Here is a 14,465-nt window from a genome sequence, read left to right on the forward strand (position 1 = left end):
CGGCTCCCGTTCGCCGAGGGTCCTAGCCACCGCTGCCACCCCCGTCCGCCGCGAGGTCGGCGAAGCGCTCGCGGCCGGGCCGCCCGAGCGGGTCGAGACGTTGCGCCTCGATCAGGATGTCGCGGGCGATCGGCGCCGCCACCGCGGAACCACCGCCGCCATGCTCGACGATCACCGAGATCGCATAGCGCGGCTCGTTGACCGGGGCGAAGGCCACGAACAGGGCGTGGTCCCGTTCCTCCCACGGCTTGTCCTCGTTCTTGCGCACGCCGCGCGCGCGTTCCGCCTTGGAAATCCGCCGCACCTGGGCGGTGCCGGTCTTGCCGGCCATTTCCCAGCCCTCTTCCTTGATCCGCGCCCCGCGGGCGGTGCCGCGCTTGCCGTTGATCACCCGGTTCATGCCTTCGCGGACGACGCTCAGCGAGGCATGACTGATGCCGAGGGAGGGCGCGACCGGGGCGTCATGGCGGCGTGCCAGGGTCGGCGTCACCGCGAGACCGCTGGCGATGCGCGCGGTCATGATGGCAAGCTGCAGCGGGGTCGCGAGCATGAAGCCCTGGCCGATGCCGGCAATCAGCGTTTCGCCCTTCTGCCAGGCGACGCCCTGCACTGCCTGCTTCCACTCCTTGGTCGGGACCAGCCCGCTCCGTTCACCGGCGAGGTCGATCCCGAGCTCATGGCCCATGCCGAAACGCGACGCCATCTCGGCAATCCGCTCGATCCCGATTCGCTTGGCGATGTCGTAGAAATAGACGTCGCAGGACTGTTCGAGGGACGACGCCATGTCGAGCGTGCCGTGGCCGCCCCGCTTCCAGCAATGGAAGCGATGGTTTCCAAGCTGCATGTGGCCCGGGCAATAGACCGTGTGACCGGGACCGACCGCGCCGGATTCGAGCGCGGCCAGCGCCACCACCATCTTGAAGGTCGAACCCGGCGGATAGACGCCGGCGACCGCCTTGTTGGTCAGCGGCTTCAGCTTGTTGCCGATCAGGCTCTGCCAGTACTTGTTGCTGAGCCCGATGTTGAAGGCACTCGGGTCGAAGCCCGGATTGGAGGCCAGCGACAGCACTTCGCCCGTATGCACGTCGACGACGACGACCGCGGCGCTCTCGCCGTCCAGCCGGTGCATGGCGTATTCCTGCAGCGCGACGTCGAGCGACAGCACGACATCGCGGCCCGGCTGGCCGTCGACGCGGCTGATTTCCCGGATCACCCGGCCGAAGGCGTTGACCTCGACCCGGCTGTTGCCGGCCTTGCCCCGCAGCAGCTTGTCGTAGGTCTTCTCGATCCCGCTCTTGCCGATCCGGTAGCCAGGCAGTTCGAGCAGGGAATCGTTGTCTTCCTGGAGATCCCGCTCCGACACCGAGGCGACATAGCCGACCGTATGCGCGAGCATCTCGCCAAAGGGATAGTCACGCGTCCAGCCGACCTCGAGCTGGATCCCCGGCAGATCCGGGCTCCTGACATTGACGCTGGCGAATTCCTCCCAGCTCAGGTTCTCGACCACCGGAATCGGCACGAAACCGCGCTTGCGCTTGACCTCCCGGAGCACGCGTTCGACATCGTGCTCGTCGATCCGGACGAATTGCCCGAGCCGCTGCAGGGTATCGCCGACATCGCGGGTCTGTTCGGGGATCAGAACGACACGGAAATTCTGCCGGTTGGTCGCGAGCTCGGCGCCGAAGCGATCGAGGATGCGGCCCCGGGGCGGCGCCAGCAGGCGCAGAGAGATCCGGTTCTCCTCCGCCATCATCGTGAATTCGTTGGACTGCAGGACCTGCAGGTAATAGAGCCGCCCGACCAGCGCCGACATCAGCGCGACCTTGCCGCCGGCGAGCATCAGCGAGCGCCGGGTAAAGGTCTTCATGCGGCTGTTGTCCTGGCGTTCGATCATCTCAGATCAGCCGGAGCACGGCTTGCCGGACCTGCGTGAAGAAGGCGGCAAAGAGCGGGAAAAGCAGGATCGTGATCGCCAGTTGAATGAGCGACACGGTCGGGTCGATCAGCGTTAGGTAGTAGAGGCAGACCATGAGCCAGGTGAGCAGGACGGCGAAGCCGCAGATGATCGTGAAGCCGACCCAGTTGACGATGAACGCCTGACCGACGAAGACCGCGCGCTGGCTTTCCGCGATCCCGCTGATGACCAGCAGGGCGAGCGCGTTGAGCCCGAGCGGCGTGCCGAGCAGGATATCCTCGACAAGGCCGAGCACGAAGACGACCGGCGCCGCCATCAGGTAGGGCCGGTGCACGGTCCAGTAGAAGACCGACATCATGGCGACCTGCGGCGCCACTTCGGCAAGCCCGGCGAGCCCGATGCGAAGATTGACGAGCAGGATCAGCAGCAGCGTGAGAAGCGCCGGCACGGTACCGCGCAGCATCAGGTTCAGGCGGTAGGCAAGGCCCGGATTCATTGCTGTCCGAGCCCGCTCTCGCCGATGTCGCCCGGGTTCTGGTCGGGCCGGGTCAACCGCGGGAGGTCATAGCGCAGCACACTCACGAACTCGATCCGGTCCCAGTCGGCGTAGGTCTGCAGCCGCACGCCCCCCTCGGTGACCGAGGAGACGACACCGATCGGCCGGCCCGGCGGCAGCAGCCCGCCATCGCCGGAGGTGACGACCCGGTCGCCGGGCGAGACCTGGGCATTGGCCGGCAGGAACTCGATCTTCGGCCGGTCCGTATTGTCGCCGGTCAGGATCGCACGCTGCCGCGAATTCTCGAGCAGGACCGGGACGCGGGAGTTCAGGTCGGTCAGCAGCAGGATCCTGGCGGCCCGCTCGCCGACCTGGGCGACGCGACCGATCAGCCCGTCCTCGCCAAGTACCGCCTGGCCCTTCCGGACGCCGTCGCGGCGACCGGCGTTGATGATGAGGGTCTTCACGAACGGTCCACCGCTGTCGCTGATCACCCGCGCGGTGATCGGCAGGACGAGCGGGTCGCGCTTCGCGTTCATCAGGTTGCGGAGCCGGGTGTTCTCCTGGTCGAGCCGGCGGGAGACGGCCTGCCACTGCTTGAGGCGGGCATTCTCGGCGCGGAGCAATTCGTTCTCGGCCGCGAGATCGCCGAGTGCGCGCAGCCGGTCGATGCCGCGGTTGATGGAGGCGATCGGCTGGGAGAAATAGCTGAGAAAGGGTGCTGCCTGGTCGACGCCGATGGTACGAACCCGCTCCATCAGCACCAGATCCGCCTTGCCCAGCACGAGGAGCGAAACGGCGGTGATCATCAGCAGAATATAGGTCAGGCGCTGCGCGAAGACCCGGATCGGCCCCGCGACGGTGGCGGCTTTCCCTGTATTCGCCGTTGGCCGCATCATGGCGGGCCCTCTTTGCCTCTGTACCTCTTCAGTAGGCCGACGTCAGCACGTGCTTCAGCGTCTTCATCTCCTCGAGCGCCCGGCCCGTGCCGATGGCGACGCAGGAAAGCGGCTCATCGGCGATGGTGACGGGAAGCCCGGTCGCGTGGCGCAGCACGTAGTCGAGATTGCCGAGCAGCGCCCCGCCGCCGGTCAGCACAATGCCCTTGTCGACGATGTCAGCGGCCAGTTCCGGCGCGGTATGCTCGAGCGCCACCTTGACCGCCTCGATGATCGCGCCGACCGGCTCGGCCAGGCTTTCGGCAATCTGGCGCTGGCTGATCACCAGCTCCTTCGGCACGCCATTCATCAGGTCGCGCCCCTTGATCTCCATCGTCTGGCCGTTGCCGTCTTCCGGCGGGCAGGCGGAGCCGATCAGCTTCTTGATTCGCTCGGCCGAGCTCTCGCCGACCAGAAGATTATGGTTGCGACGGATATAGGCGATGATCGCCTCGTCCATCTTGTCGCCGCCGACGCGGACACTCCGCGAATAGACGATGCCGCCGAGCGAGAGCACCGCGACCTCGGTCGTGCCCCCGCCGATGTCGACAACCATCGAACCGGTCGGTTCGGTCACCGGCAGGCCGGCGCCGATCGCCGCGGCCATCGGTTCCTCGATCAGGTAGACGCGGCGCGAACCGGCGCTTTCAGCCGATTCCTGGATTGCCCGGCGCTCGACCGCGGTCGATCCGGACGGCACGCAGATGATGACCTGCGGAGAGGCGAAACTGCCCCGGTTATGCACTTTGCGGATGAAGTGCTTGATCATCTCCTCGGCGATCTCGAAGTCCGCGATCACACCGTCGCGGAGCGGCCGGATCGCCTCGATATTGCCCGGCGTTCGCCCGAGCATGAGCTTTGCCTCGTCGCCGACCGCGAGGACCTGTTTCTTGCCGCGGTTGTTGACGATCGCCACGACCGACGGTTCGTTGAGGACGATGCCCCGTCCCTTGACGTAGACCAGCGTATTCGCTGTTCCCAGGTCGATGGCCATGTCGGCCGACAGCATGCCCAGTAAACGATTGAACATCGAGCAATCGCCTCACTTTATTCAAAAAGCCTGACCGAACGGGAAGTTCCGACCGATCGCCGTTCATCAATTCGCCGACCGGCGCCCGGGCATCCGTCCCGGACTTCGGCCGCCGCCTCGCATCAACCGGTCGAACAGGGCGCGCGTGACGCGACCATGGTCGATCGGAACGGGCGCGCTTCCGGCGCCCGGAGGGCATGACGCTCGATGTGGTCATAAAGGCGACGGAACAGGCCGCGCACACAAGGCGTGGCGCCCGAAATATTCCATCCCCGTAGTCCCGATCCCACGACATCCCCGACACATATTCACAAAGAATATGGTCGATAAATAGTTAAAATTTTACCTTGGCAGCCCCGCGGCAGCCGTTGAGCCACAGATTTCCGTTCCGGATTTTTTTTCACTGTCCCAAGGGGCCGTTCTTACGCTGCCGGGCGGCCTTGGCGCAACCGCTTTCACGGACGTGCGCACCACCTGCCCCGCCCGGAACGAAAAAGGCCCGCGACCGCGCCTCGGCGCCGCCACGGGCCCTTGTTCATCCGGCGCTCGATGCCGGCCGGATCAGTTCTTCGCCTTATCGACCAGCCGGTTGGCGGCGATCCACGGCATCATGCCGCGCAGCTTGGCGCCGACTTCCTCGATCGGATGGGCCGCGTTGCGGGCCCGCGTCGCCTTGAAGCTGGTCTGGTTGACCTTGTTCTCGAGCATCCAGTTGCGCGTGAAGACGCCGCTCTGGATGTCCTCGAGCACGCGCTTCATCTCGGCCCGGGTCTCGGACGTGATGATCCGCGGTCCGCTGACATACTCGCCGTATTCGGCCGTGTTCGAGACCGAGTAGTTCATGTTCGCGATGCCGCCCTCGTAAATCAGGTCGACGATCAGCTTGACCTCGTGCAGGCACTCGAAATAGGCCATTTCCGGCGCGTAACCGGCTTCGACCAGGGTGTCGTAGCCGGCCCGGATGAGCTCCACGAGACCGCCGCACAGCACGGCCTGCTCGCCGAACAGGTCGGTTTCGCACTCTTCCTTGAAGGTCGTCTCGATCACGCCGGCCCGGCCGCCGCCGATCGCCGAGGCATAGCTCAGCGCGATCTCGAGCGCGTTGCCGGACGGGTTCTGGTGCACCGCGACAAGGCAGGGCACGCCGCCGCCGCGCTGGTATTCCGAACGCACCGTGTGGCCCGGCCCCTTCGGCGCGATCATGAAGACGTCCAGGTCGGCACGCGGCTCGATCAGGTTGAAGTGGATGTTCAGGCCGTGGGCGAAGGCGATCGCCGTGCCCTCGCGCATGTTCGGCGCCAGTTCGTCATTGTAGATGTCGCCCTGCAGCTCGTCCGGGGCCAGCACCATCACGACATCGGCCCAGGCGGCGCATTCGGCCGGGGTCATCACCTTGATGCCGGCGCCTTCCGCCTTGGCCCGCGAGGACGAACCCTCGCGAAGCGCGACGGCGACGTCCTTCACGCCCGAATCCTTCAGGTTGTTGGCATGGGCGTGACCCTGGCTGCCATAGCCGACGATGGCGACTTTGAGCCCCTTGATCAGGTTCACGTCGGCATCGCGATCATAATAAACGCGCATGGAATTCCCTTTCTCGTTGTCAGTCAGCGCCGGCCCCGCCCCGGAACCGGCAGCGTTATCAGATCGGATCCGGCCCGCGGCTGATCGCGACCACCCCGGTTCGCCCGACGTCGACCAGCCCGAGCGGCTTCATCAGATCGACGAAGGCATTCAGTTTCTCCATCGAACCCGTCAGTTCGAAAACGAAGGAATGGGTCGTGCTGTCGACCACCCGGGCCCGGAAGATATCGGCGATACGCAGGCTTTCCACCCGCTTCTCGCCCACGCCCTCAACCTTGATCAGGGCCATCTCGCGCTCGATCGAGGGACCGTCGATCGTCAGGTCGGCAACCTTGTGTACCGGGACAAGGCGGCCAAGCTGGGCCTTGATCTGCACGATGACCATCGCCGTGCCGGAGGTGACAATCGTGATCCGGGACAGGCTCTTCGCGGAATCGACTTCGGCGACGGTCAGGCTCTCGATGTTGTAGCCGCGGCCGGAGAACAGGCCGATGACGCGGGCCAGGACGCCGGCCTCGTTGTCGACCAGAACGGCGATCGTATGGCGCCGTATCTCACCAGTGTTTTTCATGATCTCGACTTGTCTCTGGACGGTCCGGCCGGGCCGGACCCGGGGTCAATCAGGGCGGGTCGTCATATGACGCGGCGAAGCCGGGTCATACAAGGGCGAAGCCCTGGTCGCTTACCCGCGGCTTGTCGGCCTCCTTGTCGTCGCCGAGAATCATCTCGTTATGCGCGGCCCCGCTCGGCACCATCGGGAAGCAGTTCTCCGTCTGGTCGACCACCATGTCGACGATCACCGCCTTGTCGATCGCGATCATCTCCTTGATGCAGTCGTCGACGTCGCCGGGGTTGGTGCAACGGAGACCCGCGGCACCGAAGGATTCCGCGAGCTTCACGAAGTCCGGCAGGCTCTCGCTGTAACTTTCCGAATAGCGCCCGCCATGCAGCAGTTCCTGCCACTGCCGCACCATCCCCATATACTGGTTGTTGAGGATGAAGATCTTCACCGGCAGCCGGTACTGGGCGAGCGTCGCCATCTCCTGGATATTCATCAGGATCGAGGCTTCGCCCGCGACATCGATCACCAGCGCGTCGGGGTGCGCGATCTGCACGCCGAGCGCCGCCGGCAGGCCATAACCCATGGTGCCGAGGCCGCCCGACGTCATCCAGTGCTTCGGGTCGTTGAACTTGAAGAACTGGGCCGCCCACATCTGGTGCTGGCCGACCTCGGTGGTGATATAGGGATTGCGCGACTTGGTGAGTTCGTAGAGCCGCTCAAGCGCGTATTGCGGCTTGATCACCTTGTCGTCCTGGCGATAGGCGAGACAATTGCGGTCCCGCCATTTCCCGATCCTGGTCCACCACTTGGCGAGCGCCTCCTTGTTCGGCTGGCGCGCGCTGGTCCGCCAGATCTTCATCATGTCCTCCATGATGTGCCCGACGTCGCCGATGATCGGCAGGTCGACGGCCACATTCTTGTTTATGGAAGACGGATCGATATCGATCTGGATCTTCTTCGACTTGGGCGAAAAGGCGTCGAGGCGCCCCGTCACCCGGTCATCGAAGCGGGCGCCGATCGCGATCATGACATCGCAATCGTGCATCGCATTGTTGGCTTCGAAGGTACCGTGCATGCCGAGCATGCCGAGGCATTGCGGGTCGGTCCCCGGAAAGCCGCCGAGACCCATCAGCGTATTGGTGATCGGGAAGCCGGTCATGCGGACGAACTCGGTCACCAGCTTGACCGCGTTCTCGCCCGAGTTGATGACGCCGCCGCCGCAATAGAAGATCGGCCGCTCCGCCTTGGCGATCATCTCGACCGCCTTGCGGATCGCCTGCTGGTCGCCCTTCACCTGCGGCTTGTAGGACGGATGGGCGAACTTGACCGGCGATTTGTAAGGCGCCGAGGCGAGCTGGATGTCCTTCGGCAGGTCGACGACGACCGGGCCGGGACGGCCGTGTGTCGCGACATAGAAGGCCTCGTGCATGACGCGCCCGAGATCGTTGATGTCCTTCACCAGGTAATTGTGCTTGGTGCAGGGGCGCGTGATGCCGACTGTGTCCGCCTCCTGGAAGGCATCGTTGCCGATCATGTGGGTCGCGACCTGTCCGGTCAGGCAGACCAGCGGCACGGAATCCATCAGGGCATCGGTGAGGCCGGTAACGGCGTTCGTCGCGCCGGGACCCGAGGTCACCAGAACGACGCCCGGCTTGCCGGTCGAGCGCGCATAGCCTTCGGCCGCATGCACCGAACCGCCTTCCTGGCGCGACAGCACATGGCGAATCCGGTTGCTCTGCCGGAACAGCTCGTCATAGATCGGGAGTACGGCGCCGCCCGGATAGCCGAATACCACCTCGACCCCCTGATCAGCCAGGGCCTGCAGGATAATCTCCGCTCCGGTCATCATCTTCGACGACATCGTTCCTCTCCGACACAAAACCTCCGCATCGGTCCGGTTGGATCCTCGGTGGAAACCGAGGGGCGCCGTACCGCCAGAGATCGATTGACAACTCAATTTTCGGAGCGCGCACGGTAGACCGTCAAGTGGGCACGGTCAACAAGATCCGACGAATAAATGAAAAGATTTCGCCACTCAAGCTTTCCGAATATTGCGCATCGAGCCGATGCGCGCCGGCCATCTGGTTTCTGAACCAGGTCGACTGGCGCTTGGCATAGCGCCGGCTCGCCTGCTGTGCCGCCCCGACCGCGGTCTCGAGATCCCATTCGCCGCGCAGATACCGGGTCAGTTCGGGGACCCCGAGCGCCTTGCATGCCGGCAGGGCCGGATCGAGATCCAGGGCCATCAGGGCCTCGACCTCGGCCAGGGCGCCCCTGTCCAGCATCGTCTCGAAACGCCTGTCGATCCGCGCATAGAGTGCGTCCCGGGGTGGCGCGAGGACCAGCTTGGCCTCGACGTCCCGCAGGATCGGCCCGGTTGCCGGCAGGCGATGCCATTCGCTGAGCGGCGTCCCGGTGGCGGCATGGACCGCCATGGCGCGGATCGCGCGCTGGCTGTCGCCGGGCTCGACGCGGCCGGCCACGGCCGGATCGATCCGCGCCAGTTCGGCATGAAAGGCGGCCGCGCCGATCGCCTCCCGACGCGCCGCGATCCGGTCGCGCAACGCCAACGGTACATCGGGAATCGGTGCGATCCCCTCGGTCAGGGTGCGGAGATAGAGCCCGGTACCGCCGACCACGACCGGCAACCGGCCGGCCGCCCAGGCGGCGGCAATTTCCGCCGCGGCCATGTCCCGCCAGCGCGGAGCAGAAAGCGCCTCGGCGGCGGCGGCGACGCCGTAGAGGCGGTGCGGGGCCGCCGCCTCCTCCGCCGCGCTTGGCCGCGCCGTCACGACGCGAAGCTCGCGATAGACCTGCATGGAATCGGCGTTGATCACCACACCGTCGAATTCGCGGGCAATGTCGAGTGCCAGCGCGGACTTCCCGCTGGCGGTCGGACCGGCAATGAGAACGGCATGCCCGACGCACTTGCCGTGCGCCTCGTCTGCTCCTAAAAGTCGCGCCATGCGTTACGTCCTGACCCTCGTCGCCGGCACCGGCGAAACCCTGTCCGAGACCGATATCGAGCACGCTGGCGAAACCCTTCGCGGGGCCGGTGGCGATACCGGACCGGCGATCGTGCTCGCCCCGCGAAAGGCCGTGGACATTCCGCTGGAACTCGAACCAGAGAATACCGCCGCGGCCCGGAACGCGTTGGCGCAGGCGCTTGCCGCGCGGCCGATCGACTGGCTTCTCCAGGCAGCCGCCGGGCGCCGCAAACGGCTACTCGTGGCCGACATGGATTCCACCATCATTACCGTCGAATGCATCGACGAACTGGCCGACTTCGCCGGCCGGAAGGCCGAGGTGGCGGAAATCACCGAACGCGCGATGCGGGGCGAGCTGGATTTCGCCGGCGCGCTTCGTGCGCGGGTCGCCATGCTCGGCGGGCTGACGACCGACGTCCTCCTGAAATGCTTCGAGGATCGGATCAGGCTGACGCCGGGCGCCCGATCGCTGGTGGCGACGATGCGCGCGAACGGCGCCTACACGGCGCTGGTTTCCGGCGGCTTCACCTTCTTCACCAGCCGGGTGCGCGAAATGGTCGGTTTCGACTGGGACCAGGCAAACCGGCTCGGCATCACCGACGGGCGGCTGAGCGGCGAGGTCGAGGAGCCCATTCTGGGTGCCGACGGCAAGCTCGTGGCGCTCCGTCGCATCGAGGCGACCCGCGGGATTGCCGCGACCGAGAGCCTCGCGATCGGCGATGGCGCGAACGATATCCCGATGCTGCAGGCCGCCGGCCTCGGCATCGCCTTCCACGCCAAGCCGAAAACGGCCGCGGCGGCGGAGGCACGCGTCGACCATGGCGATCTTGCGACCCCGCTTTTCTTCCAGGGCTATCGTCACACCGAGATCGTCAACGGATAGGAACGGCGCGCCGGCACCGGATGCCGGTCGCGCCGCCGCATCACCCCTCGCCGATGCCGATCGCAATGAAGCGAAGCTCGCCGCCATTCTGCAGGAGCAGCAGGACGTTCTTCCGCTTCTCCTTCTCGATCTCGCTCAGCCGGTCGGTCACGCCCTTGGTCGTCGAGACGGGTTCCTGCTGCACCTCGACGATGATGTCGCCGGGACGCACGCCCTTCTCGGCCGCTTCCGAATTCGGATCGACATCGACGATGACAACGCCGTTCGCGTCTTCCGCCACGTTGAAGCGCTGCCGCATCTCGTCGTCGAGCGGCGCGATCCTGAAGCCGAGCTTGTCGATCTTCCGCTCGCCGTTATCGGCGGCCGGGCCACCCGGACTGAGTGCCGCCGATTGCTCGGCCTCTTCCAGTTCACCGAGCTTGACCCCGACGGTCAGCTTCTTGCCCTGGCGCCAGATCTCGACATCGACGACCTTGCCGACCGGGGTTTCGGCGACGAGCAACGGAAGCTCCCGCATCTCGCGCACCGGCTTGCCGTCAAACGAGAGAATGACGTCGCCGGCCCGGATATCGGCGTCGGCCGCCGGGCCGCCGTCGGTGACGCCGGAGACCAGCGCACCCTCGGCATGACCGAGGCCGAACCCGTCGGCGAGCTCCTCGGTCATGCGCTGGATGCGTACGCCGAGCCAACCGCGCTTGGTGCGGCCGAAAGTCAGGATCTGGTCGATGACCGTCCGCGCGATGCTGGAGGGTACGGCGAAGCCGATGCCCACGCTGCCGCCGGTCTGCGAAAAGATCGCCGTGTTGATGCCGATGACCTCGCCGTCCATGTTGAACAGCGGACCGCCCGAGTTGCCACGGTTGATCGAGGCATCGGTCTGGATGAAATTGTCGTAGGGGCCCTGGCGGATATCGCGGCCCTGCGCGGATATGATGCCGGCCGTCACGGTCCCGCCGAGACCGAAGGGATTGCCGATCGCCATCACCCAGTCGCCGACGCGGGAGGCATCGGAATCGCCGAAGCTGACGGTCGGCAGGTCGGTGCCCGGTTCGATCCGCAGCACCGCGATGTCGGTCTTCGGGTCGCGGCCGACGAGGACGGCCGGATACTTGTCACCATTCCCCATGAAGACGGTGATCTCGTCCGCCTCCTCGATGACATGGTTGTTGGTAATGACCACGCCGCTCTTGTCGATGATGAAGCCGGAGCCGAGCGAAGTGACCTTGTGCGGACGATTGCCGTTGCGTTGCTGGCGATCGAAGAAATCCCGGAACAGGTCCTCGAACGGCGTGCCGGGCGGCAGCCGGGGCGCTTCCCCCTGGGTCTGACCGGCGATCTGCTGGGTGGTCGAGATGTTGACCACCGCCGGCAACAGTTTTTCCGCCAGATCGGCGAAGCTGTCCGGCGCCGACCGGGCCTGCGCCCCCATCGAGAACAACAGGGCGGCGACGAGGGCCACGGCGCCGAGAAGATGGATGACGCCATCGCGACCTATGTGCCTTGCCCGGGTCTGGGTGGATGCCGGCTTCAATAGGGTTTGTCGCACCTCAAGTCTCCCGTTGCTTCTCGTCGTCGAGACGATGAATTCACTGCGGACGACACTGCCTGTTCGGCAACGACGTCAATACTGACCCCGGTAATTACTCCCAAATATGGCACAAATGTGCCACCCGCACTTTCTGCCGCGTAGCCGGCCGGCGGCCGACCCGTCTCAGCGGCGCAACAACCAGACAACGGCCACGCCGACCACGGCGGAAACGAGGCCGGCCCGCCTCAGCGTCTGTTCCGACAAGGCGAGCACGGTCTGCATCATCCGCTTCATCTGCACCGGGAACAATGCGTAAAGCGCGCCTTCGATCACCAGCACCAGGGCCAGGGCAACCGCAAAATCAGTCATGCCGGAGTTTCCCCCGGCATGACCATCGTCCTCATTCCGCCGGCTTCACGGTGTCGGTGAGCCGCGCCGGGTTGCCGATGTCGCGGACCCCGATGCTTTCGAAATAGCGGAAGAACTCCGAATCCGGCGACATCACCAGCGTGGTGTCGTCGTTGTTGATCGCCTTCCGGTAGGCCAGCATGGCGCGATAGAAGGCGAAGAAGTCCGGATCGGCGCCGAAAGCCTCGGCGAAGATGCGGTTCTTCTCGGCGTCGCCCTCACCACGCAGGATTTCCGACTTCCGGTTGGCCTCGGCAAGCAGCACCGTGACCTGGCGGTCGGCGTCGGCGCGGATGCGCTGGGCCAGCTCGTCACCGCGGGCCCGGATTTCCTTCGCTTCCCTATCACGCTCGGTCTGCATGCGACGGAAGATCGCCTCGCTGTTGGCCTGCGGCAGATCGGCGTGCTTGATCCGCACGTCGACGATATCGAGACCAAGCGACTTCGCGGAATCGTTCACGCGGGTCTGGATTTCCTTCATCAGCTCGGCGCGGTGGCCGGACACGATGGTCTGGAGATCCTGCCGACCGAGCACTTCCCGAACACTCGAGTCCATGAAGTTGTCGAGCCGCTGGACCGCGACCGAGAGATTGCCGACGCTCTTGTAGAATTCCAGCGGGTCGACGATGCGGTATCGTGCGAAGGCATCGACGACGAGCCGTTTCTGGTCGGAGGCGATGATCTCCTGCTGCGGCGCATCATAGGCGAGGATGCGCTTCTCCATCCTCTGGATGTCCTGGATCAGCGGGATCTTTAGCTGGATACCCGGTTCCTTGATCACGCGGATCGGTTCGCCGAATTGCAGGACGAGTGCCTGCTCCGCCTGATGCACCGTGAACACGGTGCTGGACAGGATGACGCCGAAGAGTACGACGAGACCGGCAACAATGACCAACAGGGTGCGTTGCATCAGTTGGATCCTCCCTTGCTCTTCAATTCAGGCAGGGGGAGATAGGGCAGAACACCCTGGCCGCCGCTCTTGCTGTCGATGATGATCTTGTTGGTGCCAGCCAGCACTTCTTCCATGGTCTCCAGGTAGATGCGCCGCGCGGTGACACCCGGCGCCTTCTTGTACTCGTTGTAGATCGAGGTGAAGCGCGCCGCCTCACCCGTGGCCAGCGAAACCACTTGCTGGCGATAGGCCTCGGCGCCCTGCTCGATCTTTTCCGCCTCGCCTCGGGCGCGCGGGATCTGGTCGTTGCGATAGGCCTCGGCCTCGTTCTGCATGCGCTCGCGGTCGGCGCGGGCACGCTGGACGTCACGGAACGATTCGATGACTGCACCCGGCGGATCGACCTTCTGCAACTTCACCTGGGTGATCAGGACACCGGACTTGTACTCGTCTAGAGCCTGCTGCATCAGCGTCTGGACTTCCGCCTCGATCGAGGCGCGGCCTTCGGTCAGCGCGGCCTGGATCGGCGTACGCCCGATCACTTCGCGCATCACGCTCTCGGCGACCGCCTTCACGGTATGCTCGGGACGATCGATGTTGAACAGGAACTCGCCCGCGTCCTTGATGACCCAGAGAACGTTGAAATCGATGTCGACGATATTCTCGTCGCCGGTGATCATCAGGCTCTCGGCGGGCACATCGCGGACATTCTGACCGCGGTCGAAATCGCTGCCGGTGAAGCCGATGGCGATCCGGTTCAGCCGGGTAACCTTCGGGGTCTCGACCGATTCAACCGGATAGGGCAAATGATAATTCAGGCCCGGCTGGGTGGTGTTGGTCCATTTCCCGAAGCGAAGAACGACCCCCTGCTCGTCCGGCTGCACGCGGTAGAAACCGCTACCGAGCCAGACCAGGACAACGACGAGAATCAGCAGGAATATACCTCGGCCGCCCCAGGCACCGCCTGGCAACATGCCCTTGAAGCGGTCCTGGCTGCGTCGCAGGAGTTCCTCCAGGTCAGGCGGCTGCTGTCCGCCACCCGATGAACCCTGCCCCCAAGGGGAGCGTCCACCGCCACCGCCTTGCCAGCCACCGCCGTTGTTATTACTCCACGGCATGTCTTACCCCGTCACGTTTATGCGGCACGGTTTGCCCTTCCAATTGTGGCGCGTTATATGACAAGCCACGCCGACGCGCAACGCGGGCGGCCCGGCGCCCTTCTGAAATTGGGTATTAGACGGAGTT

13 protein-coding genes are annotated in these 14,465 nt (G+C 65.2%); 1 reads left to right on the forward strand and 12 read right to left on the reverse strand.

Annotated elements, in window-relative coordinates; translation table 11 throughout:
• Nucleotides 1-22: 22 nt before the first annotated feature.
• The 8 genes from mrdA to miaA form a co-directional block, all read right to left on the reverse strand.
• A complete protein-coding gene (mrdA, locus tag OCH7691_RS17145; RefSeq protein ID WP_085884807.1) occupies nt 23-1,894 on the reverse strand; it encodes a penicillin-binding protein 2 in 1,872 nt (623 codons plus the stop codon).
• Nucleotide 1,895: 1 nt separating this feature from the next.
• Nucleotides 1,896-2,411, reverse strand: coding sequence for a rod shape-determining protein MreD (gene mreD, locus OCH7691_RS17150; RefSeq protein ID WP_085884808.1), 516 nt, complete (start codon nt 2,409-2,411; stop codon nt 1,896-1,898).
• Nucleotides 2,408-3,310, reverse strand: a complete 903-nt coding sequence (mreC, locus tag OCH7691_RS17155; protein WP_217808110.1) for a rod shape-determining protein MreC — start codon at nt 3,308-3,310, stop codon at nt 2,408-2,410. The genes mreD and mreC overlap by 4 nt, the downstream gene beginning before the upstream one ends.
• 28 nt (nt 3,311-3,338) lie before the next feature.
• Nucleotides 3,339-4,379, reverse strand: a complete 1,041-nt coding sequence (locus tag OCH7691_RS17160) for a rod shape-determining protein (protein WP_085884809.1) — start codon at nt 4,377-4,379, stop codon at nt 3,339-3,341.
• 561 nt (nt 4,380-4,940) lie between these two features.
• Nucleotides 4,941-5,960: a ketol-acid reductoisomerase gene (gene ilvC / locus OCH7691_RS17165; RefSeq protein ID WP_085884810.1), complete on the reverse strand. Its 1,020-nt coding sequence runs from the start codon at nt 5,958-5,960 to the stop codon at nt 4,941-4,943.
• A gap of 58 nt (nt 5,961-6,018) precedes the next feature.
• On the reverse strand, nt 6,019-6,531 hold the full coding sequence (ilvN, locus tag OCH7691_RS17170; protein ID WP_085884811.1) for an acetolactate synthase small subunit: 513 nt from the start codon (nt 6,529-6,531) through the stop codon (nt 6,019-6,021).
• Between the two features lie 85 nt (nt 6,532-6,616).
• Nucleotides 6,617-8,383: an acetolactate synthase 3 large subunit gene (locus OCH7691_RS17175; protein WP_085884812.1), complete on the reverse strand. Its 1,767-nt coding sequence runs from the start codon at nt 8,381-8,383 to the stop codon at nt 6,617-6,619.
• A gap of 121 nt (nt 8,384-8,504) precedes the next feature.
• Nucleotides 8,505-9,488 (reverse strand): tRNA (adenosine(37)-N6)-dimethylallyltransferase MiaA, encoded by a 984-nt coding sequence (gene miaA, locus OCH7691_RS17180; protein WP_085884813.1) that lies wholly within the window; start codon nt 9,486-9,488, stop codon nt 8,505-8,507.
• On the opposite strand from miaA, the gene serB reads away from it, so the two are divergent.
• Nucleotides 9,487-10,392 (forward strand): phosphoserine phosphatase SerB, encoded by a 906-nt coding sequence (gene serB, locus OCH7691_RS17185; protein WP_085884814.1) that lies wholly within the window; start codon nt 9,487-9,489, stop codon nt 10,390-10,392. The two genes, miaA and serB, sit on opposite strands and share 2 nt — an antisense overlap.
• A 40-nt stretch (nt 10,393-10,432) precedes the next feature.
• On the opposite strand, the gene OCH7691_RS17190 is transcribed toward serB, so the two are convergent.
• The 4 genes from OCH7691_RS17190 to hflK all read right to left on the reverse strand — a co-directional run bounded on the left by OCH7691_RS17190 (nt 10,433) and on the right by hflK (nt 14,338).
• Nucleotides 10,433-11,938 (reverse strand): DegQ family serine endoprotease, encoded by a 1,506-nt coding sequence (locus OCH7691_RS17190; protein WP_217808111.1) that lies wholly within the window; start codon nt 11,936-11,938, stop codon nt 10,433-10,435.
• A 165-nt stretch (nt 11,939-12,103) separates the two neighbouring features.
• A complete protein-coding gene (locus tag OCH7691_RS17195) occupies nt 12,104-12,289 on the reverse strand; it encodes a DUF2065 domain-containing protein (protein WP_085884815.1) in 186 nt (61 codons plus the stop codon).
• Between the two features lie 31 nt (nt 12,290-12,320).
• Nucleotides 12,321-13,238, reverse strand: coding sequence for a protease modulator HflC (hflC, locus tag OCH7691_RS17200; protein WP_085884816.1), 918 nt, complete (start codon nt 13,236-13,238; stop codon nt 12,321-12,323).
• Nucleotides 13,238-14,338: an FtsH protease activity modulator HflK gene (gene hflK / locus OCH7691_RS17205; RefSeq protein ID WP_085884817.1), complete on the reverse strand. Its 1,101-nt coding sequence runs from the start codon at nt 14,336-14,338 to the stop codon at nt 13,238-13,240. The genes hflC and hflK overlap by 1 nt, the downstream gene beginning before the upstream one ends.
• Nucleotides 14,339-14,465: the final 127 nt, after the last annotated feature.

The sequence above is a fragment of the Oceanibacterium hippocampi genome (assembly GCF_900172325.1).
GTDB classification, from domain to species: Bacteria; Pseudomonadota; Alphaproteobacteria; order Sneathiellales; family Sneathiellaceae; genus Oceanibacterium; species Oceanibacterium hippocampi.

Excerpts from the sequence above, each read along its gene's own strand:
- mrdA (WP_085884807.1), bottom strand. The coding sequence starts at position 1,894 with ATGATCGAACGCCAGGACAACAGCCGCATGAAGACCTTTACCCGGCGC.
- mreD (WP_085884808.1), bottom strand. The coding sequence starts at position 2,411 with ATGAATCCGGGCCTTGCCTACCGCCTGAACCTGATGCTGCGCGGTACC.
- mreC (WP_217808110.1), bottom strand. The coding sequence starts at position 3,310 with ATGATGCGGCCAACGGCGAATACAGGGAAAGCCGCCACCGTCGCGGGG.
- OCH7691_RS17160 (WP_085884809.1), bottom strand. The coding sequence starts at position 4,379 with ATGTTCAATCGTTTACTGGGCATGCTGTCGGCCGACATGGCCATCGAC.
- ilvC (WP_085884810.1), bottom strand. The coding sequence starts at position 5,960 with ATGCGCGTTTATTATGATCGCGATGCCGACGTGAACCTGATCAAGGGG.
- ilvN (WP_085884811.1), bottom strand. The coding sequence starts at position 6,531 with ATGAAAAACACTGGTGAGATACGGCGCCATACGATCGCCGTTCTGGTC.
- OCH7691_RS17175 (WP_085884812.1), bottom strand. The coding sequence starts at position 8,383 with ATGTCGTCGAAGATGATGACCGGAGCGGAGATTATCCTGCAGGCCCTG.
- serB (WP_085884814.1), top strand. The coding sequence starts at position 9,487 with ATGCGTTACGTCCTGACCCTCGTCGCCGGCACCGGCGAAACCCTGTCC.
- miaA (WP_085884813.1), bottom strand. The coding sequence starts at position 9,488 with ATGGCGCGACTTTTAGGAGCAGACGAGGCGCACGGCAAGTGCGTCGGG.
- OCH7691_RS17195 (WP_085884815.1), bottom strand. The coding sequence starts at position 12,289 with ATGACTGATTTTGCGGTTGCCCTGGCCCTGGTGCTGGTGATCGAAGGC.
- hflC (WP_085884816.1), bottom strand. The coding sequence starts at position 13,238 with ATGCAACGCACCCTGTTGGTCATTGTTGCCGGTCTCGTCGTACTCTTC.
- hflK (WP_085884817.1), bottom strand. The coding sequence starts at position 14,338 with ATGCCGTGGAGTAATAACAACGGCGGTGGCTGGCAAGGCGGTGGCGGT.